Source organism: Cupriavidus sp. 21MJTG02-4, from assembly GCF_057798975.1.
Genome location: NZ_JBYOJP010000006.1, coordinates 187,105 through 213,662, shown reverse-complemented (window position 1 = coordinate 213,662; position 26,558 = coordinate 187,105). Strand labels below are relative to the sequence as shown.

Annotated in this window: 26 protein-coding genes; 16 read left to right on the top strand and 10 right to left on the bottom strand. The window is 67.1% G+C overall.

The window, feature by feature from the left end:
• Window positions 1–8: 8 nt before the first annotated feature.
• A complete protein-coding gene (locus AC3FKH_RS14710; protein WP_483733392.1) occupies window positions 9–182 on the bottom strand; it encodes a hypothetical protein in 174 nt (57 codons plus the stop codon).
• Window positions 172–1,857 carry an FAD-dependent oxidoreductase gene (locus AC3FKH_RS14705; protein ID WP_488676605.1) on the bottom strand — a complete coding sequence of 562 codons (1,686 nt, stop codon included), beginning with the start codon at window positions 1,855–1,857 and terminating at the stop codon, window positions 172–174. Before AC3FKH_RS14705 ends, AC3FKH_RS14710 begins: the two co-directional genes overlap by 11 nt.
• Window positions 1,858–1,994: 137 nt before the next feature.
• On the opposite strand from AC3FKH_RS14705, the gene AC3FKH_RS14700 reads away from it, so the two are divergent.
• The 3 genes from AC3FKH_RS14700 (at window position 1,995) to AC3FKH_RS14690 (ending at window position 5,592) form a co-directional block, all read left to right on the top strand.
• The gene (locus tag AC3FKH_RS14700; RefSeq protein WP_488676603.1) at window positions 1,995–3,776 is read left to right on the top strand and encodes an OPT/YSL family transporter; all 1,782 of its coding nucleotides are present in this window, start codon (window positions 1,995–1,997) and stop codon (window positions 3,774–3,776) included.
• 110 nt (window positions 3,777–3,886) lie between these two features.
• Window positions 3,887–5,044: an acyl-CoA dehydrogenase family protein gene (locus AC3FKH_RS14695; RefSeq protein WP_483712847.1), complete on the top strand. Its 1,158-nt coding sequence runs from the start codon at window positions 3,887–3,889 to the stop codon at window positions 5,042–5,044.
• Entirely contained in the window at window positions 5,044–5,592 is a 549-nt protein-coding gene (locus tag AC3FKH_RS14690; protein ID WP_488676601.1) for a hypothetical protein, read from the top strand. The genes AC3FKH_RS14695 and AC3FKH_RS14690 overlap by 1 nt, the downstream gene beginning before the upstream one ends.
• Before the next feature lie 163 nt (window positions 5,593–5,755).
• Here the strand turns inward: AC3FKH_RS14690 and AC3FKH_RS14685 are convergent, their stop codons facing one another.
• On the bottom strand, window positions 5,756–6,133 hold the full coding sequence (locus AC3FKH_RS14685) for a PHA-granule associated protein 4 (protein WP_483712850.1): 378 nt from the start codon (window positions 6,131–6,133) through the stop codon (window positions 5,756–5,758).
• Between the two features lie 140 nt (window positions 6,134–6,273).
• Window positions 6,274–9,099 (bottom strand): M16 family metallopeptidase, encoded by a 2,826-nt coding sequence (locus tag AC3FKH_RS14680; RefSeq protein WP_488676598.1) that lies wholly within the window; start codon window positions 9,097–9,099, stop codon window positions 6,274–6,276.
• A 141-nt stretch (window positions 9,100–9,240) separates the two neighbouring features.
• On the opposite strand from AC3FKH_RS14680, the gene AC3FKH_RS14675 reads away from it, so the two are divergent.
• The 6 genes from AC3FKH_RS14675 to AC3FKH_RS14650 all read left to right on the top strand — a co-directional run bounded on the left by AC3FKH_RS14675 (window position 9,241) and on the right by AC3FKH_RS14650 (window position 13,733).
• A complete protein-coding gene (locus AC3FKH_RS14675) occupies window positions 9,241–10,770 on the top strand; it encodes a DNA-3-methyladenine glycosylase 2 family protein (RefSeq protein WP_488676596.1) in 1,530 nt (509 codons plus the stop codon).
• A complete protein-coding gene (locus tag AC3FKH_RS14670; protein ID WP_488676595.1) occupies window positions 10,767–11,300 on the top strand; it encodes a methylated-DNA--[protein]-cysteine S-methyltransferase in 534 nt (177 codons plus the stop codon). Before AC3FKH_RS14675 ends, AC3FKH_RS14670 begins: the two co-directional genes overlap by 4 nt.
• Window positions 11,301–11,319: 19 nt before the next feature.
• Window positions 11,320–11,901, top strand: a complete 582-nt coding sequence (gene thpR, locus AC3FKH_RS14665) for an RNA 2',3'-cyclic phosphodiesterase (protein WP_488676593.1) — start codon at window positions 11,320–11,322, stop codon at window positions 11,899–11,901.
• Window positions 11,902–12,114: 213 nt separating this feature from the next.
• Entirely contained in the window at window positions 12,115–12,897 is a 783-nt protein-coding gene (locus tag AC3FKH_RS14660; protein ID WP_488676592.1) for a flagellar brake protein, read from the top strand.
• Between the two features lie 195 nt (window positions 12,898–13,092).
• A complete protein-coding gene (locus tag AC3FKH_RS14655; protein WP_488676590.1) occupies window positions 13,093–13,335 on the top strand; it encodes an antitoxin in 243 nt (80 codons plus the stop codon).
• Entirely contained in the window at window positions 13,332–13,733 is a 402-nt protein-coding gene (locus tag AC3FKH_RS14650) for a type II toxin-antitoxin system VapC family toxin (RefSeq protein WP_488676588.1), read from the top strand. The genes AC3FKH_RS14655 and AC3FKH_RS14650 overlap by 4 nt, the downstream gene beginning before the upstream one ends.
• Window positions 13,734–13,799: 66 nt before the next feature.
• Here the strand turns inward: AC3FKH_RS14650 and AC3FKH_RS14645 are convergent, their stop codons facing one another.
• Both AC3FKH_RS14645 and AC3FKH_RS14640 read right to left on the bottom strand, forming a co-directional pair.
• Entirely contained in the window at window positions 13,800–14,648 is an 849-nt protein-coding gene (locus tag AC3FKH_RS14645) for an IclR family transcriptional regulator domain-containing protein (protein WP_488676586.1), read from the bottom strand.
• Window positions 14,649–14,735: 87 nt separating this feature from the next.
• On the bottom strand, window positions 14,736–15,626 hold the full coding sequence (locus AC3FKH_RS14640) for a LysR family transcriptional regulator (protein WP_488676584.1): 891 nt from the start codon (window positions 15,624–15,626) through the stop codon (window positions 14,736–14,738).
• A 114-nt stretch (window positions 15,627–15,740) separates the two neighbouring features.
• Here AC3FKH_RS14640 and AC3FKH_RS14635 point away from each other — a divergent pair, with 114 nt between their 5' ends.
• The 5 genes from AC3FKH_RS14635 (at window position 15,741) to AC3FKH_RS14615 (ending at window position 22,118) form a co-directional block, all read left to right on the top strand.
• Window positions 15,741–17,294: an AMP-binding protein gene (locus AC3FKH_RS14635; RefSeq protein ID WP_488676582.1), complete on the top strand. Its 1,554-nt coding sequence runs from the start codon at window positions 15,741–15,743 to the stop codon at window positions 17,292–17,294.
• Window positions 17,295–17,307: 13 nt separating this feature from the next.
• Complete coding sequence (locus AC3FKH_RS14630; protein ID WP_488676580.1) at window positions 17,308–18,489, top strand: acyl-CoA dehydrogenase family protein; 1,182 nt, start codon at window positions 17,308–17,310, stop codon at window positions 18,487–18,489.
• A gap of 78 nt (window positions 18,490–18,567) precedes the next feature.
• Entirely contained in the window at window positions 18,568–19,572 is a 1,005-nt protein-coding gene (locus AC3FKH_RS14625; protein WP_488676578.1) for a tripartite tricarboxylate transporter substrate binding protein, read from the top strand.
• 15 nt (window positions 19,573–19,587) lie between these two features.
• Entirely contained in the window at window positions 19,588–20,685 is a 1,098-nt protein-coding gene (locus AC3FKH_RS14620) for a CaiB/BaiF CoA transferase family protein (RefSeq protein WP_488676575.1), read from the top strand.
• Window positions 20,686–20,696: 11 nt separating this feature from the next.
• Complete coding sequence (locus AC3FKH_RS14615; RefSeq protein WP_488676573.1) at window positions 20,697–22,118, top strand: multidrug effflux MFS transporter; 1,422 nt, start codon at window positions 20,697–20,699, stop codon at window positions 22,116–22,118.
• A 327-nt stretch (window positions 22,119–22,445) separates the two neighbouring features.
• On the opposite strand, the gene AC3FKH_RS14610 is transcribed toward AC3FKH_RS14615, so the two are convergent.
• On the bottom strand, window positions 22,446–22,610 hold the full coding sequence (locus AC3FKH_RS14610; protein ID WP_488676571.1) for a hypothetical protein: 165 nt from the start codon (window positions 22,608–22,610) through the stop codon (window positions 22,446–22,448).
• Window positions 22,611–22,649: 39 nt separating this feature from the next.
• Window positions 22,650–24,071: a hopanoid biosynthesis associated radical SAM protein HpnJ gene (gene hpnJ / locus AC3FKH_RS14605; protein WP_488676569.1), complete on the bottom strand. Its 1,422-nt coding sequence runs from the start codon at window positions 24,069–24,071 to the stop codon at window positions 22,650–22,652.
• 241 nt (window positions 24,072–24,312) lie between these two features.
• Here hpnJ and AC3FKH_RS14600 point away from each other — a divergent pair, with 241 nt between their 5' ends.
• A complete protein-coding gene (locus AC3FKH_RS14600; protein WP_488676567.1) occupies window positions 24,313–24,564 on the top strand; it encodes an AbrB/MazE/SpoVT family DNA-binding domain-containing protein in 252 nt (83 codons plus the stop codon).
• On the top strand, window positions 24,558–24,908 hold the full coding sequence (locus AC3FKH_RS14595; protein ID WP_488676565.1) for a type II toxin-antitoxin system ChpB family toxin: 351 nt from the start codon (window positions 24,558–24,560) through the stop codon (window positions 24,906–24,908). Before AC3FKH_RS14600 ends, AC3FKH_RS14595 begins: the two co-directional genes overlap by 7 nt.
• A gap of 25 nt (window positions 24,909–24,933) precedes the next feature.
• Here AC3FKH_RS14595 and AC3FKH_RS14590 read toward each other — a convergent pair whose 3' ends face one another.
• Complete coding sequence (locus AC3FKH_RS14590) at window positions 24,934–26,262, bottom strand: MFS transporter (RefSeq protein WP_488676563.1); 1,329 nt, start codon at window positions 26,260–26,262, stop codon at window positions 24,934–24,936.
• Between the two features lie 120 nt (window positions 26,263–26,382).
• The gene (locus AC3FKH_RS14585) at window positions 26,383–26,553 is read right to left on the bottom strand and encodes a hypothetical protein (RefSeq protein ID WP_488676561.1); all 171 of its coding nucleotides are present in this window, start codon (window positions 26,551–26,553) and stop codon (window positions 26,383–26,385) included.
• Window positions 26,554–26,558: the final 5 nt, after the last annotated feature.

Sequence of the window (26,558 nt, the reverse complement as noted above, 5' to 3'; positions counted from 1 at the left end):
GCGGAAGTTTACACCCGCGCCCGGGCGGTTTCGATCAAGGCGAGCACCGGGTCCAGTGCATCCTGGCGGCTCATCAGGCCCAGGCAAACCATGGCGAGCAGCAGCGACGCCTTGTCCTGGCCGACACCGGCCACGGCTTCGCACAAGCGGGTGTAGGCGAGGTCGAGTTCTTCAGCTTGCATGGCGGGCTCCGTCAGCGCGGGTTTGCAGGAAAGGGGCGAGGGCGGCGCGTACCTGCGCCGCAAGCGGCGCGCGCCAGCGCGCGAGCACATAGCCATCGGGACGGATCACGTACAGCGTGCCCGCTTGCGCGGCATAGCGTGTGAAGGCGTGGCCGTCGATATCGGCCAGTGCGCCGTCCGTTGGCACGCTGTCGGCGGGAACCACCACGCGAAGCTGCACGTTGGCCGCATGCGTCTGCGCAAAGGCCGCCAGTTCAGCCGGCACGGACGCGCGATCGCCGAACCACAGCAGCGTGAAGCGCTGGCCGAAGCTGGCGGTCAGGTGTTCGCCATCGAGTCGCGCTTCCGGCGCGGGCATGCCGGGTGCGGCGCCGGGACAATCGTCGCCGAAGTCCGACGGACCGTTCAGCGCCGAGCCCGCGCCCGTATAGGCGATCGGCGCCGACTGGCGGGGGTTGATCAGCGAACGCACTGCCGGTTGATCGAGCGCCAGGCGCAGCGTGGCCTCGCGCATCAGGCTGAAGGCGAAATTGGGCGGCGCCATGAACTCCGTGCTCTTGGCGCCGTAGGCGATGTTCTGCCGCGTGGCGTGAACGCGTTCGGTCGAATAGGAATCGAGCAGGCTCGCGTCGGCGCGGCCCGCGATGACCGAGGCGAGCTTCCAGGCCAGGTTGCCGGCATCGTCCAGCCCCGAGTTGAGCCCGCGCACCCCAAAGATCGGCACCAGGTGTGCGGCATCGCCGGCGAACAGCACGCGGCCGTGCCGGTACGCATCGAGCGTGAGGCACTTGGCGTTGTAGATCGAAATCCACAGCGGTTCCCACGGTTCGGTCTCGCCGATCATGTCGAGGTGGCTCTGCACGCGCGGCAGCACGTTTTCGGGCTTGACGGCTTCGACGGGGTCCTCGTCGTCGCGGATCTGGTAGTCGATGCGCCAGACGTCATCGGGCTGGCGGTGCATCAGGATGGTGGAGCCCGGATTCGACGGCGGATCGAACCAGGCCAGCCGCTCCACCTCGCGGCGCGTCTTCTGCACGATGTCGACGATCACGTAGCGGCCTTCGTACTGCGCGCCTTCCATGCGCAGGCCAAGCTGTTCGCGCACGGTGCTGCGGCCGCCGTCGCACGCGACCAGCCATTGGGCACGCACCTGCCGGCTGCCCTGCGCGGTCTCGATGTCCACACTGACGCCATCGGCATCGTGGCGCACGGCGGCCACGCGCGCGCCGAAGCGCACGTCGGCGTGCGGACCGCAGGCCAGCGCGGCCTGGTGGGCGAAGGCCTCCAGGTAGTACTGCTGGATGTTGACCATCGGTGCGAAGCGCTCGCACGGTTCGCTCGGCATGCGGAAATGCAAGACCTCGGCATCGCGGTAGTAGCTGCGCCCACCGACCCACGGCAGGCCCTTGTCGACGGTGGCCTGGTCGGCATCCACCCAGCCGAGGATTTCCAGCGAACGGCGCGACATGCAGATGGCGCGACTGCCCGCGCAGTAGCCGTCATCGGCCTCCACCACGAGCGAGTCAATGCCCTGCCGCGCGAGCAGGGCGCTCAATGCCAGCCCTACCGGGCCGCCGCCGGCGATGAGAACCGGGACGGATGAAGGCCATGGGCGCGGCCCGGTGGCAGGCGGCGCGGGCATGGCCGCGCAAGCGGGGACGGAAAGGTCTGGCATGGACACCCTCTGCAATGTAGTTGTGGGCGCAACTATATCGACAATATAGTTGCGCACGAAACTAGTGAAAACCCCGGCGGAGCCGGCTCTCGCCTATGCTTTGCCTGAAGCACTTGTCAGGCACGCCGCCCTTCGCCATGCCCTCAGTCCCATCGGAAGCCGCTCCCCGCCTGCACTGGCTGCCCGCGCCGGGAAGCTGGCCATACCATCTTCTGCTCGGCGCGGCGGGCATGCTGGTGCTCGGGCCGCTGGGCGGCATTGCCGCGGCCTATATGAACTTCTCGCTCGGCTTTTTCGTGGGCGGGCAGGTGCTGGCCGGCATCCTTGGCTCGGTGGTGACCTGCGGCTACGGTGCTTCGGGGCGGCATGGCGCCAACTACATCCAGACGGCGGCCGCATCGGTCGCCGGCATGGGCGGCATGGCCGTGGTGATCCAGGCGATGAGCTGGCTCGGGCTGGCCCAGCCGCCGCTATGGCAATTGGTCGGATACATGCTGTGCATCGGCATGTATGGCGTCGGCGTCGGCATGCTGTACACGCCGCTGCTGGTGGACCGCATGCAGCTCACCTTCCCGTCCGGGCTGGCAGTGGCGAATATCCTGCGCGCGCTGACCGATCGGCAGCTCTTGCGCCGCTCGGTGTCGCGGCTGGCGGGCGGCATGGCGGCGGGGCTGGCCAGCGGCCTGTGGCTCTCCAGGCTGGCGCCGCTGGCGGCGCTCGATGTGTCGGCTTCGACCCTCGGCGCCGGCATGATCGTCGGCGCGCGCATCGGCATTGCCGCGCTGACCGGCGGCCTGGCGGGATGGGCGATGACCCCGACCTTCGTCTCGATCGGCTGGCTGGCCCCGGGCGAGCCCTTCCGCAAGATCACCTTCCTGATCGCGCTCGGCATGATCGTGGGGGCGGCGGTGGTCGACGTCTCGCTGCTGCTGGTGCGTGCGTGGCGACAGTGGCGTGGCGGCGCCGCGCCCGCGACGCGGCAAGCCAGCGGGCCTGACATGCGCTGGGTGGCGGCATGGGTGCTGCTGTGGGGCGCGGCCGTGGTCGCCGCGGGCGTGGCCTGGTTCGGCCAGCCGCTCGGTTACCAGCTCATGGCGGTGCTGCTGGTGCTGGTGTTCGCGCTGGTCAATGGCATTTCCGTCGGCATGGTCGACCAGAACCCGATCTCGTCGGCATTCGTGCTGTGCGTGATCCTGATGGCCGCCGCCGGGCTGCGCGCGCCGCATGTCGGCCTGATCGCCGCGACGGTGCTGCTGGTGTCCACCGCCGAGGCCTGCGACATGCAGCAGGACCGCTCCACCGGCTGGCGCCTGGGCAGCAACCGCATGGTGCAGTTCGGCTACCAGGTTGCCGGGATCATCGTCGGCGCGCTGCTCGCCGTGGTGCTGGCGCGGCTGTTCATGCAGGCGTATCCGGTGCTAGCGCTGGACCAGACCGTGCTCACGGCCGCGCAGCAGCCGGCGCGCTGGACCTCGGCCATGACCTACAAGATCGTCGGCGTGCTGCGCGGGCTGGCCGAGGCGCGCGGCTACCAGCACCTTGCCGTGGTTATCGGGGTGGCGATTGGCCTGGTGACGGAAGTGCTGCGCAAGGGGCTGCGGGCGCACGCGCGCTACCGGCGCTTCGCACAATCGGGCAAAGCGGGCCGGACGTTGGATTTCGCGCTGGACGCCGTCTTGCTGCCTTCTCCCTATGCCTCGTCGTTCGGCGGCTTCGTCAACCTGCCCGCCGCGGCATGGATGGCGGCTGGCGGCGTCGTGACGGGCCTCGCCGAACGGTTCGGGGCACGCCGGCCAAGCCGGTCCATGCCGGACGACATGAGCACCACGTCGCTGGTTGGCGGCGGGATGATCGCCGGCGATGCACTCGCGGCAATGGCCATCGGTCTGGCAGGACTACTCGCCGTCACACGCGGTTGAATGTCAAATTTTGTTGACGCTTCTGTCCAATATCGGGTGGATTGTCAAATCAGGCAGTGCGCGTACCATTGGCGCCCATACTGTCGAATTGGCTTGATCGGAGAACCAACATGGCCCTTGACCAGGAATCCTTTGCCCTGCTGCGCGCCTCGGTGCAGCGCTTCATCGACGAACGCCTGAAGCCGGCTGAAGACACGCTCGAAGAGCTCGACGACGTGCCGGCCGACATCGTCGCCGACATGAAGGAAATGGGCCTGTTCGGCATCTCCATCCCTGAAAACTACGGCGGCATCGGCCTGTCGATGTCGCAGGAATGCGACGTGGTCTACGACCTGGGCCACACCGCGTTCGCGTTCCGTTCGGTGTTCGGCACCAATGTCGGCATCGGCTCGCAGGGCATCCTGATGGATGGCACCGAAGCGCAGAAGCAGGCCTACCTGCCGAAGATCGCCAGCGGCGAGCTGATCATCTCGTTTGCGCTGACCGAACCGAACGCCGGTTCCGACGCCGCTTCGCTGCAGACCAGGGCAGAGCTGGACGGCGACCATTACGTCATCAACGGCACCAAGCGTTTCATCACCAACGCGCCGCGCGCCGGTGCCTTCACGCTGATGGCGCGCACGGGCGGTCCCGGTGCCTCCGGCATCTCGTCGTTCATTGTGCCGGCCGACACCCCGGGCATCTCGCTGGGCAAGCCGGACAAGAAAATGGGCCAGCGCGGCACCAAGACCTGCGACGTGGTGCTGGAAAACGCCCGCGTGCCGGCCGCCAACATCATCGGCGGCGTGCCTGGCGTGGGTTTCAAGACCGCGATGAAAGTGCTCGACCGCGGTCGCCTGCATCTGTCGGCGCTGGCCTGCGGCATGGCGCACCGCCTGATCACCGACGCCGTGGCCTATGCCAAGGAACGCAAGCAGTTCGGCAAGCCGATCGGCGACTTCCAGCTGATCCAGGGCATGCTGGCCGACAGCCAGGCCGAGTTGTACGCGGGCCTGTCGATGATGCGCGACTGCGCGCAGCGCTATGACGCCAAGCCGGCCGGCAAGAGCGATCCGGAAGTCAGCATGCTGGCTTCGTGCACCAAGATGTTCTGCACCGAAATGGTTGGCCGAATCGCCGACCGTGCCGTGCAGATCCATGGCGGCGCCGGCTACATCGCCGAGTACACGGCCGAGCGCTTCTACCGCGACGTGCGCCTGCTGCGCCTGTACGAAGGCACCACGCAGATCCAGCAGGTCATCATCGCCAAGCACCTGCTGCGCGACTGATGACGGTCACGGCTTCGGGACGCGACCCGGGCAGCCCTCAGGATGGCCGTGGCGTGCGTCGCCTGCGCGCCGTGGTGGCGACCTACCGGACGGATTTTCCGGCCTACACGCTGGCGGTGTCGCCGGCCGAGCTGATGGCGCTAAGTGCCATGCCCGGCGACCTGGCGGCGGCGCGCGATCCGCGCGCGCATGCTCACCTGGAGCGCCTGCGTGAAGACGTGCATGCCAGCGGTATCGCCCTGCCCGGCGCGATCGTGGTGGCGGTAAGCGGGGGCCGCATGCATTGCGAATGCGACCACCTGTATGCGCTGGAAATGCGGCCACAGGCCGGAGACCGGCTGATTGTGATCGATGGCTATGAGCGCCTGCTGGCGCTCGCCCATGGCGAGCGTCGCCACTGCCAGACGCTGGTCTCGACGGTGCTCTGGCATACCGCGATCCAGCCGGGGGCAACCCCGTGCGCAGCCGTTGTCGAGGAAGTCGCCGGCAATGCGATGGTGCAGTCAGCCGCCGCGCGCTGGGCCAATGCCGCGCGCGTCTGGCACTGAGTGACTCGCTGCCCGCTATGAAGCAATCATGCCGCCGGTTGGCGGCATGTTCGTTTTGGGAGGATTCGGAACCGGCGCCCGCGCCTTATTGGAGGAAGCGGGGCCCGCGCCTTATTGGAGGAACCGGCGTCAGCGCCTTATTGGAGGAACCGGCGTCAGCGCCTTATTCGGCGGGCCAGACGCAGTCCACGTCCCGCAGCAGGTGTCCGGCAAGAATGTAGTCGCCAAGCCGTGTGGCCCGGGCTTCGAGATCGAGCAATTCGTGGTCCGTCAGCGTGCCGAGGTCGAACTGGCAGTACAGGTTACGTTGCCGGAACGTTGCCTTGACCTTGGCGAGGCCCTCGATCAGCGCTTCGCGCGAGCGTACGGCGACACTCTCCTGGCCGCGATACTGCACCTTGATGCCGCGCTTCTCCCCTAGCCTGCCGAGTTCGACGGCGTCCTGCCATCCGGTCTCGTAGTCCAGCTCCAGACCCAGCACGCCTTCCGCGGCGAGAAGCCGGAGCGCTTCCGCCTTGCTGCCAGCCCGCACGTTTGACATCCACACCTCTTATCTCTACTTATACTGTACGAATATACAGTCAACACCAGGGCACGGCAAGGGGCTGCCCCGCTCCCACGCCCGGATGCCGGAGCGTCGGCCGATTGTGGCCTGTCTCCTTGTCGCTTGCGTGACAGCGGCTACGGGCGCACAGCCGGCGCCTCGCCTGCCGCGGCGCCATCGGGAGCCGGTGCGGTAGCGAAGTCGCCCGCGTAGACTTGCGACAGCCCGTCCGGGCGCACGTACTTGCGAATCGCCGCATTCACCGCCTCGGGCGTGGCCGCGCGCAATCGCGCTTCCAGTTCTTCGGTGTAGGCCATGGTGCGGCCGAGGTAAAGCTGATTGGCGAGGGCGCCGGCCAATGCGCCGTCGCTGCTGCGGCTCACCATGCCCTGCTGCAGGATGCCGCTGACGGCTTCCGACAGTTCCGGCGCGCTGATGCCGTCGCGCACGAAGCGCTCCAGCTCTTGGGACACGGCCCGTTGCAGGCGCTCCAGGTTCTGCGGGGCATACTGCGCCTGCAGGCCGAAGCGGCCCGCTCGGTCCAGCGCACCCACATTCACCCAGCTCGACGCACCATAGCTGAGCCCTTCCTTCTGGCGCAGGCGGTCGGCCAGGCGGCTGCGCAGCGAGCCGCCGCCAAAGACGCGGTTGGCGATCAGCATCAGTGCGAAGTCGGGGTGGTCGCTGACCAGGTCGATCGGTTCGGCGGCGACGTACACGGCGTTGGCCTTGCCGGGCGTGGCGAGCGTGAAGTCGGCCGGGGCAATCGCCACGAAGGGCCGCTCCACGCGCGCAAACGGCTGTTGCGCGCGCCAGTCGCCGAACAGCTCGGCCGCCTGCGTGGTGGCCGCGTCGGCGTCGAAGTCGCCCACCAGGCTCAGTTGCGCATTGCCCGACCCGTAGAAGCGCGCATGGAAATCGCGCACCTGCTCCAGCGTGGCGGCATTGAGCGCGGCAATGGTCTCGTCGAACGAGGGCGCGTGGCGCGGATCGCCGACCGGGTAGGGGTCGCCATGGCGGCCCAGCGCATCGGAGGCCATCACGCCCGGCTGCCGGCGCACGCTTTCGATATCGGCGATGGCGGTGCGGCGCAGCGTGTCGAATTCCGCCTGCGGGAAGGTGGGCGCGCGCAGGATGTCGCGCACCAGCGCCAGCAGTTCCGGCAGCTGTTCGCGCCGGGTCTCGAAGCTGACGGTGACGCGCTCGGAACCACCCGAGACCATCACGCGCGCGCGCAAGGCCTCGATGCGGTCGGCAAGCTGCAGGCGGTCCATGTTGCCGGCGCCGCGCTTGAGCATCGATGCCGTCAGGTCGCCCACCGTGGTCAGGCCCTGCAGGCTCTGGACATCGCCCATGCGCAGGATCAGCGTGCCGTTGACCACGCCGCCGCGCGTGGGCTTGGGCAGCAGCGCCAGCTGCATGCCGTTGGCCAGGGTCTGGCGCCGCGTGTGGGCCTCGATATTGGCCGGGCTCGGATCGAACGCCGGCACCGCCGCCAGCGCCGGCTTGCCCTGGTAGCCGCGCACCTGCGCGGCCACGTCGGGTGTCGCGGGAATCTGCGCGCGCAGCGGCTTGTCCTGCGGCAGGAACACGCCCACCGTGCGGTTCGAAGTCTGGAAGTAGTTGAGCGCGACGCGCTGCACGTCTTCGAGCGTCACGGTCTCGATGCGGTCGCGCGCGATCAGGAACAGGCGCCAGTCGCCCTTGGCAATGGCCTCCGACAGCGCAATGCCGAGTGCGCCCGGATCGTTCAGGTAGTGCTCGTAGGCGTTGCGCATGCGCACGCGCGCCCGCTCCAGCTCCTCGGGCGTCACGGGCGCTTCGGCGAAGCCCTCGACCTGCGTGATCAGCCCCGCGCGCGCCGCCGCCAGCGACTGGTCTTTCGATGTCTCGGCCATGAAGAGCAGCGTGCCGGGGTCCTTCATCGCACTGAACGAGGTGCCGACCGAGGTGGCCTTCTTCTGCTCCACCAGCGCCTTGTACAGGCGCCCGCCGGGCGTGTCGCCGAGGATGATGGTCAGCATCGACAGCGCGGTGGTATCGGGGTGGGCGCCGGCGCTGACGTGGTACTGCGCCGCCACCAGCCCGCTGTCGCCGGGGCGCGTCACGACGAGTTCGCGCGCGCCTTCCTGCGGCGGTTCCACGGTGTGCTCGGGCGGCAGCACGCGCGTCGGGCGCGCGATCGGGCCGAAATAACGTTCGATGCGCGCGATCGCCCACGCCGGATCGAACTTGCCGGCCACCACCAGCACCGCATTGTCGGGCTGGTAATAGCGGCGGTAGAACGCGCGCAGGTTGTCGATGCTGACCTGCTCCACGTCGCTGCGCGCGCCGATCGGCGCCTTGCCGTAGTTGTGCCAGCGGTACGAGGCGGACATCATCTGCTGGATCAGCATGCGGCCCGGGCTGTTCTCGCCCATCTCCATCTCGTTGCGCACCACCGTCATCTCGCTGTCGAGGTCGGCGCGCGAGACGAAGCTGTTGACCATGCGGTCCGCCTCCATGCGCAGCGCCCAGTCGAGGTTGTCGTCGCTGGCGGTGAAGGTCTCGAAGTAGTTGGTGCGGTCCTGCGCCGTGGTGCCGTTGGATGACATGCCGCGCCGCGCGAACTCGGTCGGGATGGTCTTGCTCGGCAGCGTGGGCGTGCCCTTGAACAGCAGGTGTTCGAGCAGGTGCGCCATGCCGGTCTCGCCATAGTTCTCGTTGCGGCTGCCGACCAGGTAGGTCATGTTGACCGTGGTGGTCGGCTTGGCCGCATCGGGCGCGAGCACGATGCGCAGGCCATTGGGCAGCCGGTACTCGGTGATGCCCTCGACCGAGGTGACCTCGACCGCGCTTGCCGCCGACTGGGCCGCCGCTGCGGCTGTGGCCGGCGCGGCTGAGGCAGCCGCTGGCAAGCCCAGCCATAGCAGCCCCGCGAGCGCGAGCGAGCAGGTCAGCGGAAGCGGTATTGCGGTGCGCATGGAATCTCCGGGAAACAGCACAGGCTGGTGATTCTAGCCGGACTGCGTAGCTGCAACTGTGCTCCATGGCACGGTCGCTGGCCAGAACGGAATGTCCGAATCCAGCGGGTGCGGGCCCGCCTGAAGCGGTAGCATGCCTGCATGGAACTCGATCCCGATACCTGCTACAAGGCCGTGGCCTCGCACGACCGCCGCTTCGACGGCCGCTTCTTTGTCGGCGTGTCGTCCACGGGCATCTATTGCCGGCCCGTGTGCGCGGTGCGTACCCCGAAGCGCGAGAACTGCACCTTCTATGAAAGCGCCGCGGCGGCGGAGAAGCAAGGCTTCCGCCCGTGCCTGCGCTGCCGACCCGAACTGGCGCCCGGCCACGGGCTGGCCGATCTGTCCGGCCGCCTGGCGCAGGCCGCGGCCACGCTGATCGACGAAGGCTTCATGGCCGATGCCGGCGTGGCCGCACTGGCGGCCCGCATCGGCGTGACCGAACGCCACCTGCATCGCCTGTTCACGGCGCAGTTCGGCGTGTCGGTGCTGGAGTACGTGCAGACGCAGCGCCTGCTGCTGGCCAAGCGCCTGCTGACCGATACCGCGTTGCCCGTCACCGAAGTGGCACTGGCCGCGGGCTTCGGCAGCGTGCGGCGCTTCAACGACGTGCTGCGCACGCGCTACGGGCTGACGCCGATGGCCTTGCGCAAGCGCGCGTCCGACGGCGTGGCCGACCGGTTGGTGTTCGAGCTGGGCTACCGCCCGCCGCTGGCGTGGCAGGCGCTGCTGGGCTTCCTGGCCGTGCGCGCGGTCGATGGCATCGAGCAGGTGCGCGATGGCGCCTATGCCCGCACGCTCGCGGTGGAAGCCGGCGGCGTGATGCATCGCGGCTGGCTGCGGCTGGACCATGTACCTGCGCGGTCGGTTCTGCGCGTGACCCTGTCGGCCTCGCTCGCGCGCGTGATTCCGCAAGCGCTGGGCAAGGTGCGGCGGCTGTGCGACCTTGGCTGCCGGCCCGATATCGTCGACCGCCATCTCGGCGAGCTGGCCAGCGATGTGCCGGGCATGCGGCTGCCGGGCAGCGTCGATGGTTTCGAGATCGCGGTGCGCGCCGTGATCGGCCAGGTGATCTCGGTGGTGCAGGCACGGCGCATCCTGGCGCGGCTCGCGCAGGCGGCGGGAGATGCCTTGCCAGCCGCGGCGATGCCGATCGATGGTTGTACGCCGCTGCAGCAGTGCTTTCCATCGCCTGCGGCGCTCGCCGCGCTGCCCGATGCCGCGATGGCCGCCGCCGGCGTGTCGCCGGTCAAGGCGCGTACGCTGCGCGCGCTCGCGCAGCGCGTCGCCAGCGGCGCGTTGCCGCTGGAGCCGCATACGGCGCCCGAAGAAACCGTGGCGGCGCTGCGCGAGATCGACGGGATCGGCGACTGGACGGCGCAGTACGTCGCCATGCGCGCGCTAGGCTGGCCCGACGCGTTCCCGGGCACCGACTATGCGTTGCGCAAGGTGCTGGGCGTGAACACCGTGCGCGCCATGCAGGCCCGCACCGCGCAGTGGGCGCCGTGGCGCGCGTATGCCGCCATCCACCTGTGGCATCGCTATGAAGCGATGAAGTCACAGGGCGACGGCGCAGTGGTACCTTTGGCAGCCATGACTCCTGCCAATTCCGATATCGAGGTGACGACATGACCAGCTACCGCCTGATCGACAGCCCGCTTGGCGCCATGCTGCTGCGCGCGGAGGGCAGCTTCCTGACAGGTGTCTATTTCGACGGGCAGAAGTACTATCCGCACGGCGCGGTGCCGGGCGCCGTGCCCGAAGCCACCGCGCGCCTGTTCGACGACGTGGCGGCGCAGATCGCCGCCTACTTCGATGGGTCGCTCGAAGCGTTCTCGGTGCCGCTGCGGCTGGCGGGCACCGACTTCCAGATGCGCGTGTGGGAGGCGCTGCGTGCCATTCCGTTTGGCGAGACCGTGTCCTACGGCCAGCTGACCCGGCAGCTCGAACTGCCGCATGGCCATGTCCGCGCGGTCGGCGGCGCGGTGGGGCGCAATCCGCTGTCGGTGATCGTGCCGTGCCACCGCGTGCTTGGCGCAGACGGGGACCTGACTGGCTATGCGGGCGGCACTGACCGCAAGCGCGCGCTGCTCAAACTCGAAGGCTTTGCCGCGGCCGCGCGCCTGCCGATCATGGAGCAGTGCGCGCTGGCGTTAGCGTAGGCGCGGCAGCGCAGCCAGCATGGCCCGCCTGTTTATCGCCGTGGAAACACCGCCGGCGGTGGCGGCGCAGCTGGTGGGCATCGTGCCGGCGGCAAGCGGCATCCGCCCCACGCCAGCCGCGCAGGTGCACCTGACCTTGCGTTTCCTGGGCGAGTGCGATGCGGGGCAGTCCGGACGCATCACCGCCGCGCTCGATACGCTGGCGGCCGAGGATTTCGCGCTGCGCGTGACGGGCGCCGGACGCTTTCGCGGCCAGCAGGGCAGCGTGCTGTGGGCCGGCCTTGCGCCATGCCCCGCGCTCGACGCGCTCCATGTGGCCGTGACCGATTGCCTGCAGGCTGAAGGCATCGCGCCCGAGCGGCGCCGTTTCCGCGCCCACCTGACGCTCGCGCGGTGCCGCCCGGCCGTCCCCGACGCGATGCTGCGCGACTGGGTGGCCGCGCATCGGGAGCTTGCCATGCCGCCCTGGCAGGCACGGCGCTTCGTCCTGTTCGAGAGCCGCCTGGACCGGCACGGTGCCACGCACGCGCCGATCGGCGCGTGGCCGCTCGTCGACCCCGGCGAAGCGCACACGATGGCAAGCGTACCCGTTTCTGCGTGAACGGAATCCGCCCCGCCGCAGCGCGAAAGCGGCGCAAGCGCTACCCCTCAAAAGTCTGTGCTCAAGTTTCGCCACAGAATGCCGAAGCCCATGCCATGAGTCTTGCCGTCCAATGGAGCATCCCCTTAATATGCGGCGCTCGGGCCGCAAGCCGATCCTGCCGCGGCGCCCCTGCCAACGCGCGGTGCTGCCACTCTGATGTTGCGTGATTCCATGAGCTTCCAAGATTCCTCCGAGTCCACCCAAGCCGGTTCCGGCCCGCAAGACGAAACCGACACGGAGGCCGGCGCGGCGCTGCCTGACGAGCGCTACCGCCTGACCCATACCTCGCAGATCGGCACGGTGCTGCGGGACCTGTCCTGGCAAAAGTGCCTGATCACGGTGCGCACGCGCACGGGCCATCAGTTCGTGACGTCGGTGCTGCACATGGACCCGGTCAACCGCACCTTTATCTTCGACTGGTGCAACGCCGATGCCGAGCGCCACGCGCTGATGACCTCGGACGAGAACGCCTTTTCGGGCCTGTTGCGCGGCGTGCCGGTCAACTTCATGGTTGGCCGGCCGTCGGCCACGCGCTACGAGGAAGGTCCGGCCTTTATCGTGGAGTTTCCCGAGAAGCTCTACCACTTCCAGCGCCGTCGCCATTTCCGCGCGCGCACGCTGGTGACCAAGGGCTACCGCTGCGAGATCCGCAACCCGGACAACAGCGTGCTGGCGCTGGACATCGCCGACCTGTCACTCTCTGGCGTGGGCCTGCGCTCCAGGACCGTGGGTGTGGACAAGCTGCCGGTCGGCACCATGGTGAGCCGCTGCCGGCTGGACTTCCGCGAGCTGGGCAAGCTAGACGTCGACCTCCAGATCGTGGGCCACTGGCTGGTCGGCAACGACGACAGCGCCATTCACCACTACGGCTGCGCCTTCGTCAGCCCGGACGGCCGCATGGAGAACTTCCTGCAGCGGCTGGTGTTCTCGCTGGAGCTTGCGCACCGCGGCTGACGCGGGGGGCGCGCTCGATTGCCCGCTTGCATGCGCTATCGTGGCAGTGCGGCTTCAAGCCGCCAGATGCTATGCGGGCACGACGAGGAGCAAGAAGTGAAGCGCCTACCAAAGCACCTCGCGTGCCATCCAGTTGCATCCCCGACCTCATCTGCTTAACATATCTATGTTTTGTAGATACGGTGGGAGGCGAACATGGAACGTGCCAAGATCTTCCGTCATGGAGGCTCCCAGGCCGTGCGGCTGCCAAAGGATTTCCGCTTTGACAGCGCCGAAGTCCGGATCCGTCGGCATGGTGCGGCGGTGATCCTCGAGCCCGTCCCCCAAGACTGGGCGTGGCTGGCGCCTCTGATCGGCCCCGTCGACGCCGATTTCGAGGCGGCTGTTGCCACACAGCCCCCAGAGCAGGACCGTCCCGGCCTGGATGTGTTCGAATGAAGTACCTGCTCGACGCCAACGCCGTGATTGCGATGCTCAAGGGCGAGCCCGCCATGCTGGCGCGATTGCACACGCAGCTCCCGGCTGATTTCGGACTCCCGTCCATCGTGGCTCACGAGCTGTACTACGGCGCTTACAAGAGCCAGCGAGCGGCGGCGAACCTGGCACGGATCGAGGCCCTGCAGTTGGAGGTGGTACCGTTGGAAGCCGAGGACGCCCAGCATGCCGGCGAGATTCGGGCTCATCTGGCGGCTGCCGGCACGCCGATTGGCCCCTACGATGTCTTGATTGCGGGGCAGGCGCGTGCGCGCAACCTGATCCTTGTGACGCACAACGTGCGAGAGTTTGCCCGTGTGGCCGGCCTGACGTTCGAGGATTGGCAGACCGACGGCCACTAAACGGGCCGCGCGGGCGAGCACCGGCGGCCGAAGCGTGACCAAAACCCCCGGCTGTTCACACGTTGATCAGGACGTGATCAGGCGTCCGATGGCCGCGGCCGCTTCGCGCATCGGCGGCAGCAGGCGCGTCAGCATTTCTGCCTCGGTCACCTTGGCCGCGCGCACGCTCACGCTGATGCCCGCCAGCACGATGCCGGCGGCCGAGCGCACCGGCACCGCGATCGCGCGCAGGCCCGGTTCCAGCTCTTCATCGACGATCACGTAGTCCAGCTCCCGCGCGCGCTCGAAGCAGCTTTCCAGTTCCTGGCGCGATACCTTGGTCTGCAGCGTGCGCGGGCGCAGGTCGGCATGCTCGAAGAAGCCATCGAGCACCGACGGTGGCTGGTGCGCCAGCAGCAGGCGCCCGTTGGACGTGCAATAGGCCGGCAGCCGGCTGCCCATGCCGAGCGAGTAACTGACCACGCGCTGCACTTCCGAGCGCACCAGGTACAGGATGTCGGTGCCGTCCAGGATGGCCAGCGTGCAGGTCTCGTGGATGCGCGCGCTCAGGTTGTCGAGGATCGGCTGCGACAGCGACACCATCGAAGTCGACGAGAAATACGCATGTCCCAGGTGCAGCACGCGCGGGCGCAGCGCGAACTGCCCGTCCTGCTGGCTCACGTAGCCAAGCTGCTCGAGCGTGTACAGGCAGCGGCGCACCGACGCGCGCGACAGCTGCGTGCGCTGCGCCACCTGCGAGATCGTGAGCGGGCGCTTGCGCTCGGAAAAGGCTTCGAGCACGGTCAGGCCGCGCGCGAGCGACAGCATGAAGTTCGGATCGCCGGAGAAACTGCCGAGCAGGTCGGACTGGGGGCGGGCAACTCGGACCGTATCGGCCTGGGCCTGGCCGATGCCAAGGGGGCGGGTAGTCTCCATGGTGCTTGTTTTGTTCGATAATCGCGCATCTTAAACGGAGTCGGCGCCGCGGGCCAGCGGTTTCGCTATCGCAGCAGAGTAGCGGTCTCAGCCGACCTGCTCGCGCAGCAAGGTGGTCATGCGCTGTGCCAGTGGCGAGAGATACGCGCCCGCTCGCGTGACCACGCCGATGCGCCGCCGCAAGTCCAGTTCATCCAGCCCCACGTCCAGCGGCCTGAGCCCCGGCATGATGGCTTCGACGTGCGCGCTGGAAATGCTCAGCATCGGCGTGCCGCAGACCAGCGCGAACAACGACGCGGTGCCGAAGTCGACCTCCACGCGCAGCGCAGGGGGCGGCAGGCCACGCCGGCGGAAGGCCTCGTCGACCTGCTGGCGCAGCACGATATGCCCTTCGGGCAGCAGCCACTCCTGGCCGGCCAGGTCCGCCAGGCCGAGGTTGCGCTGCTGCTGCAGCGGATGGGACTCATCGGCCACCACGACCAGGCGGTCGTCGAACAGCGCTTCGATGGCAAAGGCCTCGGTTGCATGCCGAGGCAGCGGTGCCACCGCCAGGTCAAGCTCCCCGGCCGCGAGCAGGTCCATCAGGTCACGGGCCAGGCGGCGGCGCAGCTTCAGGCGCGCCACCGGCCGCTCCTTCACGAGCTGGCGGCAGGCGCTCAGCACGATGGCATTCGGCAACGAAGGCGAATACCCCAGTCGCAGCACACCGAGTTCGCCAGTGCGGATGCCCTGCATCTCCTTGAGTGCGTCTTCGTACTCCAGATGGATGCGGCGGGCACGTTCGATAAAGAGCCGACCCGCGTGGGTGACGCTCATGCCGTTGGCGGTGCGCTCGAACAGTGGCAGGCCGGCCTGCGCCTCCACGCGCTGCACGGCCTTGGTCAGCGCGGGTTGGCTGATGCCCAGCCAGTCCGCGGCCCGGCCGATCCCCCGGCAGCGTTCCACGGCCAGGATGTATTCGATGTCGCGTGTCTCCATGATGGCATTCCTGTCGGTTATGACTTTATAGCCAATAACGCATTGTGGTAATGCCGTTCATCTTACAGACTTAGCCCAACCACAAGACACGAATCACACAGCACGGAGACGCCAATGGGCTTTGCGTATTTCCTGCGCCGCGCGGCGCGTTACTGGGGCGACCTGCCGGCCGTTCTCTACCGGGACCAGGTGCTGACCTACCGGCAACTGGATGAACGCTCGACGCGGCTCGCCAACGCACTACTCGCGCTGGGGCTGCGCAAGGGCGACCGCGTGGCCGTGCAGTCACGCAACCGCCCGGAGCTGGTCGAGATCGAATGCGCGCTGTACAAGGCGGGGCTGGTGAAGGCTGCGCTGAACCCGCGTTTCACGGCTGCCGAAGCCTCTGACGTGGTGGACAACTGCAAGCCGCGTGTATTGATCGCGGGGCCGGGCTACACCGGCTACTCGTCCACCACGCCCGGCTTCGGCTCGGTGGAGACCTTCATCGCCGTCGGCGAGGGCGCCCCGGGCTATGCCGGCTATGAAGCGCTGCTCGCCCAGGCGGAAACCGAATTGACGGAGCTCGTGCCGGCAGCCGATGACCTTGCCGTGCTGCATTTTTCATCCGGTTCGACCGGCAAGATCAAGGCCGCCATGCAGAGCTATGGCAACCGGCTGGCGGCACTGCGCAAGATGCTGATGGGCATGGATAGCCCGCCGCGTCCCGGCGATCGCCTGGCGCTGATCGGCCCCGTTACGCATGCCTCAGGCATGCTGATGCAGCCCTACCTGTACTGCGGCGCCACGCTGGTGCTGTTCGAGAAATACGAGCCCGCGCACTTCCTGGCCGAGGTGGCGCGCCTGCGCATCACGCACGTGTTCATGGTCCCGGCCATGATCAACATGCTGCTGGCCGAGCCTACGCTGGCCGGCGCAGACCTCAGCAGCCTGAAGACGCTCGCCTATGGCGCCGCACCGATGGCGCCGGCACGGATCCGCGAGGCTTGGGAACGCATCGGCCCGGTGCTGTCGCAAGGCTATGGTGCGAGCGAGTCGACCTCGGGCGTCACGCGCCTGTCCACCGCCGACCATGCACTGGCGATGGCATCGTGCCCGGAGCGGCTGGCCTCGTGCGGCCGTGCGTTAGGCGAGACCGAAGTGCGCGTGGTCGATGACCAGGGCCGCGAGGTCGACGTCGACCAGATCGGCGAACTGGTGATCCGCGGCGACGATGTGTTCCAGGGCTACTGGGGCGAGCCCGCCCTGACGCAAGAGGTGCTGGTCGATGGCTGGCTGCGCACCGGCGACATGGCGCGTGTCGATGCGCAGGGCTATATCTACCTGGTGGACCGCAAGAAGGACATGATCATTTCGGGCGGCTTCAACGTCTATCCGACCGAGGTCGAGGCCACGCTGTACCAGCACCCCGACGTGCTCGAAGCCTGCGTGATCAGCGTGCCCGACGACACCTGGGGCGAAAGCGTGAAGGCCGTGGTCACGCTGCGCCCGGGACGCGAGGCCAGCGCGCAGGCATTGATCTCGCATTGCCGCGAACGGATTGCCGACTACAAGTCGCCGCGTTCGGTCGACTTCGTCGATGAACTGCCCAAGAACGCCAGCGGCAAGCTGGCCCGCAAGCTGGTGCGCGAGCCGTACTGGCACGGCGCATCGCGCCGCGTGAACTGAGGAAAGCACCACCATGTTCGATACGCTGACCAATCCCGCGCTGCTCGAAACGCGCGCAGCCATCCGGCGCTTTATCGATGAAGAGCTGCGCCCGCTGGAGCGCGAACTCGGCCTTGGCTCGGAAGACCCTTGGCCCGTCGAGACCTTGCGCGGCGTGTGGCGCCGCTCCAGCGAGCTTGGCCTCTATGCCGCGTGCCTGCCGGAAGCGCTTGGCGGCAAGGGGCTGAATATCGCCGAGCAGTGCGCGCTGAAGGCGGACCTCGCGGCCAGCGGCTGCACACTGGCGCCGCATGTGCTGGGCGATCTCGGCGGCCCGCCGCGCGTGGGCAATATGCTCAAGTACGCCACGCCGGATCAACTCCAGCGCTACTTCCGTCCCGTGATCCGCGGCGAGAAGTCGACGTGCTTCGCGCTGACCGAAACGCATTCGGGCTCGGACGCGCAAAGCATCGCCACCACCGCAGTGCCCGACGGCGACGAGTTGGTGATCAACGGCGGCAAGCACTACATCAGCGGTGCGCCGTTCGCCGACTTCGCCATCGTCATGTGCGTGACCGACGCGAGCGTGTCGCCGCCGGCCATCAGCGCCGTGCTGGTCGACCTCGACCTGCCGGGCGTGACGGTGACGCAGGCCTATGTGCCGATGTCAGGCCAGCATATCGACGCCGACATCGCCTTCGACAACGTGCGCGTGCCGCGCGCCAACATCCTCGGCGGCGAAGGCAATGGCTTCCGCCTCGGCATGTCTCGCATCAACGTCAACCGCCTGTTGCACTGCCCGTCGATGCTCGGACTGGCGACGCAGGCTTACCGGTCATCAGTGGAATACGCCGGACGCAGGCGCCAGTTCGGCGGCCCGATCGCGCGCTTCCAGGCCATCCAGCACATGCTGGCCGACATGGCTGCGGCGCTGTGGGCTTGCGAATGCATGATCGCGCAGACCGCAGCGCTGGCCGATGCCGGCGCGGACCTGCGCATGAAGGCCGCCGCGTGCAAGCTGTTCGTGTCGGAGCGCTGCTTCGAGGTCGCCGACAAGGCCGTGCAGATCCACGGCAACGTGGGCGTCACGCGCGGCCATCCGGTCGAGCAGGCGTTCCGCAAGCTGCGCATGTTCCGCGTCTTCACCGGCACCAGCGAGATCCAGCGCAACACCATCGCCAAGGCGATTCTTGAACCGGCACCGGCGGCGGCTTAGATCGTCGCGCGACACGGCTGCTTCAACCCATCACGACATCAGGGGGCGCCGGACACGGCGCCCGCCACGGAGACAACCATGAACCGCCGACAATGGCTTGCCACGGCAGGCGCAGCCGCCGTGAGTTCCGTGCTGGCACCGGTGCGCGCGGCGACGGCCGCGGCCGCCGCGACCGCCGCTTATCCCAACCGCCCGATCCGGCTGATCGTTCCTTTCCTGGCCGGCAGTTCCCCCGACAACACGGCGCGGACGGTTTCGGCCGAACTCGGCGTGCGGCTCGGCCAGCCGCTGGTGGTCGAGAACATGCCCGGCGCGGGCGGCATCATCGGCGCCAATGCGCTCAAGCGCGCCGCCGCCGACGGCTACACCATCGGCCTGCTGGCGAATACGCATGTCATCAACGTGCATATGTACCGGCAGCCGCCGTACGATCCGGCGCACGACTTCACCGCGATTTCCGCCATCTCGGGCGGCCCGACCGCGCTGGTGGTGCCGGCGGACTCGCCCTACAAGACCGCGTCCGAACTGATCCAGGCGATGAAGAAGGCGCCGGGCAAGTTCAACTACGGCTCGGGCGGCAAGGGCAGCATCGCGCATCTTGCAGTCGAGGCGCTGCTGCACCAGGCCGGCTGCGAGGCCGTGCATGTCCCGTACAAGGGCGCGCCGGAAATCCTCTCGGCGATGCTGAGCCACCAGACCCAGTTCGGCATGCCGGTGCTCGCCACCGCCACGCAGTACCTGCGCAACGGGCAAGTGCGTGCGCTCGCGGTGTCTTCGTCCTCGCGCTCGCCGTTCTTTCCCGACGTGCCGACACTGGCCGAGGTGCTGCCGCCCGGGTTTGCCATCGACAACTGGAGTGGCTTGTTCGCGCCGGCGCATTTTCCCGCCGAGCTGACGCAACGGCTGTTCACCGCCGTGGCGGAGCTGCAGTCCGGACAGCGCCTGGCAGCGCAGGTCAAGGCCAACGCCGGCGAAGTGCGCCGCAGCGCGTCGCCGGCGCAGTTCCAGGCCATGGTCGCCGCCGACACAGCGCGCTACGCGGCGCTGATGCGCTCGATCGGCATGAATGGCGATATCAGCTGAATCCGGGAGCGTTGGATGAAACCAGAGTGGTCCTGCCTCAAGAATGTGAAGATCCTGGACGTCAGCCAGTTGCTGCCCGGCCCGCACGCCACCAGCCTGCTGATGCAGCTCGGTGCCGACGTGATCAAGGTGGAGCAGCCAGGCACGGGCGATACCTCGCGCCAGCTCGGCAAGGCGGTGTTTGCGCAGTTCAATCGCGGCAAACGTTCCGTGGCGCTCGATTTGAAGACTGCCGAGGGCCGCGAGGCCTTCCTGGTGCTGGCGCGCGAGGCCGATGCGGTAGTCGAGGGCTTCCGCCCGGGCGTGATGCGTCGGTTGGGGCTGGACTACGCGGCGCTGGCCGAGGTGAATCCCGCCATCGTGCTGTGCTCGATTTCCGGCTTTGGCCAGGAAGGACCCTACGCCGAGCATGCTGGTCATGACCTGAACTACCTGGCGCTGGCGGGCTACTGGTCGGTGCCGGTGCAGGTGCATGACACGGTGTCGCGGCCGCGCGCGCGCATCTCCGACTATGCCGCTTCGGGCTACGCAGCACTGTCGCTGGCCGTGGCCATCATGAGTGCGCGCGCCAGCGGCCATGGGCAGCATCTCGACGTGTCGATCCACGACGCGATCCTGTCGTGGACCGCGCAAGGGGCATGGGCCGCACGCGACTACGCGGACCGTCCCGCCGACGCGCCGATGGTGATGCCGGACAACGACCTGTTCGAAACCCGCGACGGCCGCCACCTGGCGCTTGGGATCCTGGAGAACAAGTTCTGGACGAACCTGTGCGAAGCCATGGGCGCGGAATTTCCGGCACTGCGCGATGCGCGCTTTGCCGCGCGTGCCGGCCGCCAGCAGCACAAGCGCGAGGTGCATGGCCTGCTCCAGGACATGTTCCGCACGCGCACGCTGGCTGCGTGGGCACAGGTGTTCGCGACCCTCGATGTACCGTTCTCGCCGTCGCTGGAGGCGGGGGAATTGTTCGACGATCCGCACGTCCAGGCACGGGGCCTCATTCGCCACTTGCCGGAAGAGGGCGCGATCGCGCTGCGGTTTCCGGTGAAATTCTCGCTGGGCCTGCCGGATGCCGATGACACCGTACCCCCGCTGGGCTCGGTCGGGGGCTGACGACTCGCCTTGTGGCGCGAATTGCCAAGTCAATGGCGCCTATTGTGATCTTTGCGGTCTCCGATGCTCGTACGATCGAGGCAGAGCTTTCGCCAGCCTGGCACGGAGACCGATGGAACTCAACGACTCGTTCATCACCGGACTACGACGGAGATGTCCACGACATCGGATGCCAAGGGCAACCTCATGACATCCCGATGAAAACCCCCTCCATGCCGGCATCCGGCGAAACGCCGCACACAGGGCCCATGCCGGGGGTCGCTGCCATGGCTGCCGTCGTCGCCGGATTGTCGATGCTCGGGCAATTCGCCATTGCCAGCTATTTGCCTGCCTTCCCGGTCATTGCCGATGACATGCACGTCACCGGGGCGCAGGTGCAGCAGTCGCTGACCGCCTACCTGCTGCCGTTCGTGCTGATGATGCCCTGGCACGGCGCCATCTCCGACGCCCTCGGCCGGCGGCGGATGATCCTGCTCGGCTGCGCGCTGTTCACGCTGGGATCCCTGGTCTGCGCGGGTGCCACCGGCATCTGGGGGCTTCACGTCGGGCGGGCCTTGCAGGGCGGCAGCGCCGGCATTGGCGTGATCGTGGGCCGCGCGATGGTCAGGGATGTTTTCCACGGCATCAAGGCGCAGAAGGTCATGGCACTCGTCGCCATGATCTTCGCACTCGGGCCGGCCCTTGCACCCGTCTGCGGCGGCTGGCTATTGCTGTGGATCGGATGGCGCAGCATCTTCGTTTTCCTGGCGCTGGTGTCCGCATCGCTTCTTGCCGCCTGCTGGCTATGGGTCCCGGAGACCTTGCCGCGCGCGCGCCGGCATCCGCTCGATCCCATGTCGCTCGCGCTCGCCTATGGGAACATGCTGGCACATGGCCGCTTCATCTCCCTGGCGCTAGCCAATGCCGGCGTCAATGTTGCCATCTATGTCTACGTCTTTACCGCTCCGCGCTTTGTGACCCAGTATCTCGGCTTGGGCGCGCAATCGTTCGGCTGGGTATTCATCCCGATCGTGGCAGGCATTCTGTTCGGGGCCCTGGCATCGCATCGCATCGCCGGCCAGGTCCGTCCGGAGCAAAGCGTGTGGATCGGGCATGCCATCATGCTGTTGGCCGGTACCTTCAACGTTGCCGTATGCGCCTTGCACGCCCCCGCCATGCCCTGGGCACTGGTTGCACTGCCGGTCTTTGCGGCCGGGATGACCATCACGCAACCCAGTCTGCAACTTCTGGCGCTCGATTGCTTTCCCACGCGGCGCGGGCTGGCGTCCAGTGGTTATGTCACGACCCAGCAGTTCGGCAATCTACTCTTGTCGGCGCTGCTGGTCCCGCTACTGGACTCCCCAGTCAAGACGGCGATCTGCATGGCAGGGTTGCAGCTGTTCGGCCTGGTCATGTTCCTGACTTCGCAACGTAGGGTCGCCGTTTCTCCGTAATCCAACGCGGTCGCCGCACGGTCACATTCGAGTGGCTCGCCATCCCCGCTCAACGGTGCACAGCGCAGCGAGCCGACGTGGCAGCGGCCACACGGTGGCTTGGTTGTTTGCGGACCCGAGGGATATGCTGCAGTCGTGGGCAACTTTTTCAAGGGGAGGCCAATGAAGCCTCTTGTCCCTCATCCGCCGCACCACGGTGCCAGATACTATCTGGGCTTCGCAGGTGCCATGCTGGTGATTGCCATGGTTTATGCCCTGTTTACCCTGGCGTCCGCTGGCACCTGAACGTGACGGAACGCTGGTCGCCACGATCGCACGCCTCCTGCCTCAGAGTTTCTGCAGCGCGGCCAGCGCGAAGATCTTCGCCCAGCGCCGCGCATGCGTGCCCGTGGGCATGGGAATGTGCCAGAGCGGCCGGACATTGTGCTCAAGCCGCAGGGCCAGCGCCCAGCCGCCTGCGTCGGATACCGGTTCCGCGTCGCCGAGCGTCACCGTGCCAAGCCAACGGCCCTTCGCCTGGATGACGTTCCCCTATGCCTTGCGCGCGCGCAGGAACCTGAAGAACTCCACGCCTTCCTGCAAGCGCCGCTTCATCATGTCCCAGCTCATCAGCATCTCGCGCACGATTTCCCAGATCTTCGATGGCCGGAAATAGAAGCGCTTATAGAATTCTTCGACGCCAAGATAGATCTCTTCGCGCGACAGGTGCGGATAACCGATCGTCGAAGCCTGTGTGCCGGAGTCATTGAGCAGGGTGATGACCTTGCTGTCATTGAGCCATCCATTCTCGACCGCCTGCTTGTGAAGGACCGTCCCCGGATAGGGCGCAGCGAGTGACACCTGGATGGTGTGAGGGTTGATCTCCTTCGCGTATTCGATCGTCTTCTTGATGGTCTCGTGCGTCTCGCCCGGGAGCCCGAGAATGAACGTGCCGTGGATCTTGATGCCGAGTTTGCGGCAGTCTTCGCTGAAGCGGCGCGCCATATCGGTACGCAGGCCCTTTTTGACGTTGACGAGGATCTGGTCGTCGCCGGATTCGTAGCCCACCAGCAGCAGCCGCAGCCCGTTGTCCTTCATCACCTTGAGCGTTGAGTAGGGCACATTCGCCTTGGCATTGCACGACCACGTCACCCCGAGCTTGCCCAGGCCGCGGGCGATCTCTTCTGCTCTTGGCCGGAGGTCGGTGAAGGTGTCATCGTCGAACATGATCTCCTTGATCTCGGGCATGTTGTCCCGGATCCACTTCACCTCTTCCAGGACGTTGTCGACCGAACGGGTGCGGTAACGATGTCCCCCGACCGTGTGCGGCCACAGGCAAAACGTGCACCGTGATTTGCAGCCGCGCCCCGTGTAGAGCGAGACATAAGGATGCTTGAGGTAGCCGCTGAAGTAATTGCGGGTCGTCAGGTCGCGCTTGTAGACCGGCGCGACAAACGGAAGCTGGTCCATGTCTTCCAGGATCGGCCGCGCCTCGTTGTGCGTGATGCCACCGTCGGGCAGGCGATAACTGAGCCCGGGAATGGATTCGAACGGCAGGCCTTGCGCGATATCCCGGCAGGTGAAGTCGAATTCCTCGCGGCACACGAAGTCGAGTGCGTCGCTTGCCGTCAGGGAGCCGTGGGGATCCACGGCCACTTTGGCGCCAACCATGCCGATCAGGATCGCGGGCTTGCGCCGCTTCAGGTGTTCCGCGAACTGGATGTCGCTCGGGAACGACGGAGAACTCGTATGGATGATGACCAGCTCATACGGCTCGGCAATGTCCAGGGTCGCTTCCAGCGACAGGCCGTCTGCGGGCGCATCCACCAGGCGACTGTCCGGGATCAGCGCGGCGGGCTGGGCGAGCCACGTCGGATACCAGAAAGACCGGATCTCGCGCTTGGTCTGGAATCGCGAGCCCGCTCCCCCATCGAAGCCGTCATATGAAGGTGCCTGCAGAAACAGCGTTTTCATAACTGTCCTCGGAGAAAGTCGTCGGCTTGACTGCGATCGTCACTGGTATGAACTCGCGGAGCAGCGTCAATCACAGAGTGGGCAGGATGCGGCTCGGGAATATTACCCCTTGTGATCCCGGTATGGCGAGAAATTCACCATCGGCACGTTGTCACTTTTAAGTATCTACAATGTAGAAACCAAGACTTGGTCCGCCACGTGCATGTGTCTACAATGGCTCTACGCAAAAAAGGAGCTGGCGATGGAACTGTCGATTCAAAAATGGGGCAACAGCGCGGCCGTGCGCCTGCCCACTACCTTGCTCGAGCAACTCAAGGTGGCATTGGGTGACAAGCTAACGGTGGATGTTCGTCCGGATGGCATCATGCTCAAGCCCGCCCGGCACAAGTACTCACTCCAGGAACTGGTCGCTCAGTGCGACCCCAAGGCGCCGATGCCCGACGAGTTGGGCGACTGGAGTGGCGCAAAGCCGGTCGGGCGCGAAGTATGGTGAGGCGTGCGAAGTATGACCGCGGCAATATTGTGCGGGTGAGCTTGAACCCAACAGAGGGGCGCGAGCAACAGGGCGATTTCCGTCCTGCGCTCGTGCTGTCGCCCGCAGCCTTCAATGCACTAGGTGTCGCCTTGGTGGCGCCGATTACGCAGGGTGGCGATTTCGCGCGTTTCGCCGGGTTTGCCGTGCCGCTGTCCGGTTCTGGCACCGAGACCCAGGGTGTCGTGCTGGTGAACATGGTACGCACGCTGGATCTCGAGGCGTGCGGTGCCAGAAAAGTCGAACAAGCACCGGCGGAGGTTGTGGAAGACGCGCTGGCGCGTCTTCAAACGATTCTCGAATAACCGTTAGTATGCGCTTGCCGCCCCGTCAGGAAAGCTTCCTCCCCAGCGTCTCGGGCACCATCGCCAGCCCCAGCAGCGAGACCAATCCGCAGCCGATCAGGTAGAACGCCGGCGCATTAGGGCTCCCGGTCATATGGATCAGCACGGTAGAGAACAACTGCGCGAAGCCGCCGAACACCGCGATGGCCACGTAGTAGGTCACCGCCATGCCGGTGGCGCGCATCCGCTGTGGGAGCACCTCGCTGACCAGCACCAGCGTGGCGGGCGAGGTCATCGCCATCGGGATCGCCAGGCAGCCGACCACCACCAGCAGGCACGTCAGCGTCGGGAAGGCGTTGATCAGCACGAAGGCCGGGTACGCCATCACCAGCAGCGCCACGCGCGACCACCAGACGATGGTGCGGCGCCCGTAGCGGTCGCTCATCCAGCCGGCGATGGGGCCGAAGATAACCATCATGCCCGCGGCAACAAAGCCCGCCCAGACGGCGTCACCGCGCGGGATGTTGAGCTGGAAGCTGGCATAGTTGGGCAGGTAGTAGGCGATCAGGTGCACCGCGGCGGCCAGGCCCGTCATCAGCAGCACGCTGGCCACCAGTTCACGCCAGTGCTGGCGCATCAGCTTCCAGCCACCGGCGGCCGCCTTCTTGCGGGCGGGCGGCTCCAGCGTCTCTTCCAGACGGCGGCGAATCACCTGCCCGACCGGAATCACGAGAATGCCGATCAGGAATGCCGCGCGCCAGCCCCAGTGTTCCAGCGCTGCCGGGCTCAGGGAATGGGTGAGCCCAAGCGCCACCAGTGCGGCGAAGACGGCGGCAATGCCCTGGCTGGCCGTCTGCCAGCTGGTGTAGAAGCCGCGCGAGCGTTCGTCCGCATACTCCATCAGCATGGCGGTGGCCGAGCCCATCTCGCCGCCGATCGCAAAGCCCTGCACCAGCCGCGCCACGATCATCAGGATCGGGGCCATGACACCGATCTGGGCATACGGTGGCGTCACCACCAGGATCAGCGCGCTGAACGCCATCAGCCACATCGACAGCAGCACCGCCGGCTTGCGGCCGCGGCGGTCGGCATAGGCGCCGATCACCAGGCCGCCGAGCGGGCGCATCAGGTAGCCCGCGCCGAACGTGCCGAAGGACAGCAGCAGCTGGCCAAACGGATTGCCCACGGGAAAGTAGAGCGGAATGATCAGCGTGGCGAAGAAGTTGTAGACGCCGGAGTCATACAGTTCCAGCGCGCCGCCGATGGTGATGGCCGTAATGGCCGACGCCTTCGACATGGGTTTCTTCTGGTCCGTGTCGTGGCTGGATACCGGCGGGTGCGCCGGTGCGGCCATGGTGGTGGGGTCGAGGGGCATTGCAACTCTCCTGGCGCGGCGGGCCGGCAGGTCTTGTCCGGCTGCCGCGTTGTCTCAATCTGAATCTGACCGATGACGGCCCTTTCGGGCGCCGTCGACTTAATCTTGTTTCCCGCTACGCTACTCGGGCTGAAGCCCGGCGCGACGCACGGCGAGGGGCCATTTCTTCTGATCCGCCTCGATCAGGCTGGCGAATGCCTGCGGGGTACCGCCAACCGGCTCGAAGCCCTGGCTCGTCAGGCGCTGCCGGACGGCTGGGTTGCGCATGGCCTTGGCCAGTTCTCCGCTCAACCTGG

Excerpts from the sequence above, each read along its gene's own strand:
- AC3FKH_RS14710 (WP_483733392.1), bottom strand. The coding sequence starts at position 182 with ATGCAAGCTGAAGAACTCGACCTCGCCTACACCCGCTTGTGCGAAGCC.
- AC3FKH_RS14600 (WP_488676567.1), top strand. The coding sequence starts at position 24,313 with ATGGAACTGTCGATTCAAAAATGGGGCAACAGCGCGGCCGTGCGCCTG.
- AC3FKH_RS14670 (WP_488676595.1), top strand. The coding sequence starts at position 10,767 with ATGACCAGCTACCGCCTGATCGACAGCCCGCTTGGCGCCATGCTGCTG.
- AC3FKH_RS14590 (WP_488676563.1), bottom strand. The coding sequence starts at position 26,262 with ATGCCCCTCGACCCCACCACCATGGCCGCACCGGCGCACCCGCCGGTA.
- AC3FKH_RS14635 (WP_488676582.1), top strand. The coding sequence starts at position 15,741 with ATGGGCTTTGCGTATTTCCTGCGCCGCGCGGCGCGTTACTGGGGCGAC.
- AC3FKH_RS14655 (WP_488676590.1), top strand. The coding sequence starts at position 13,093 with ATGGAACGTGCCAAGATCTTCCGTCATGGAGGCTCCCAGGCCGTGCGG.
- AC3FKH_RS14690 (WP_488676601.1), top strand. The coding sequence starts at position 5,044 with ATGACGGTCACGGCTTCGGGACGCGACCCGGGCAGCCCTCAGGATGGC.
- AC3FKH_RS14640 (WP_488676584.1), bottom strand. The coding sequence starts at position 15,626 with ATGGAGACACGCGACATCGAATACATCCTGGCCGTGGAACGCTGCCGG.
- AC3FKH_RS14660 (WP_488676592.1), top strand. The coding sequence starts at position 12,115 with ATGAGCTTCCAAGATTCCTCCGAGTCCACCCAAGCCGGTTCCGGCCCG.
- AC3FKH_RS14695 (WP_483712847.1), top strand. The coding sequence starts at position 3,887 with ATGGCCCTTGACCAGGAATCCTTTGCCCTGCTGCGCGCCTCGGTGCAG.
- AC3FKH_RS14630 (WP_488676580.1), top strand. The coding sequence starts at position 17,308 with ATGTTCGATACGCTGACCAATCCCGCGCTGCTCGAAACGCGCGCAGCC.
- thpR (WP_488676593.1), top strand. The coding sequence starts at position 11,320 with ATGGCCCGCCTGTTTATCGCCGTGGAAACACCGCCGGCGGTGGCGGCG.
- AC3FKH_RS14680 (WP_488676598.1), bottom strand. The coding sequence starts at position 9,099 with ATGCGCACCGCAATACCGCTTCCGCTGACCTGCTCGCTCGCGCTCGCG.
- AC3FKH_RS14595 (WP_488676565.1), top strand. The coding sequence starts at position 24,558 with ATGGTGAGGCGTGCGAAGTATGACCGCGGCAATATTGTGCGGGTGAGC.
- hpnJ (WP_488676569.1), bottom strand. The coding sequence starts at position 24,071 with ATGAAAACGCTGTTTCTGCAGGCACCTTCATATGACGGCTTCGATGGG.
- AC3FKH_RS14685 (WP_483712850.1), bottom strand. The coding sequence starts at position 6,133 with ATGTCAAACGTGCGGGCTGGCAGCAAGGCGGAAGCGCTCCGGCTTCTC.
- AC3FKH_RS14620 (WP_488676575.1), top strand. The coding sequence starts at position 19,588 with ATGAAACCAGAGTGGTCCTGCCTCAAGAATGTGAAGATCCTGGACGTC.
- AC3FKH_RS14645 (WP_488676586.1), bottom strand. The coding sequence starts at position 14,648 with ATGGAGACTACCCGCCCCCTTGGCATCGGCCAGGCCCAGGCCGATACG.
- AC3FKH_RS14650 (WP_488676588.1), top strand. The coding sequence starts at position 13,332 with ATGAAGTACCTGCTCGACGCCAACGCCGTGATTGCGATGCTCAAGGGC.
- AC3FKH_RS14625 (WP_488676578.1), top strand. The coding sequence starts at position 18,568 with ATGAACCGCCGACAATGGCTTGCCACGGCAGGCGCAGCCGCCGTGAGT.
- AC3FKH_RS14700 (WP_488676603.1), top strand. The coding sequence starts at position 1,995 with ATGCCCTCAGTCCCATCGGAAGCCGCTCCCCGCCTGCACTGGCTGCCC.
- AC3FKH_RS14705 (WP_488676605.1), bottom strand. The coding sequence starts at position 1,857 with ATGCCAGACCTTTCCGTCCCCGCTTGCGCGGCCATGCCCGCGCCGCCT.
- AC3FKH_RS14675 (WP_488676596.1), top strand. The coding sequence starts at position 9,241 with ATGGAACTCGATCCCGATACCTGCTACAAGGCCGTGGCCTCGCACGAC.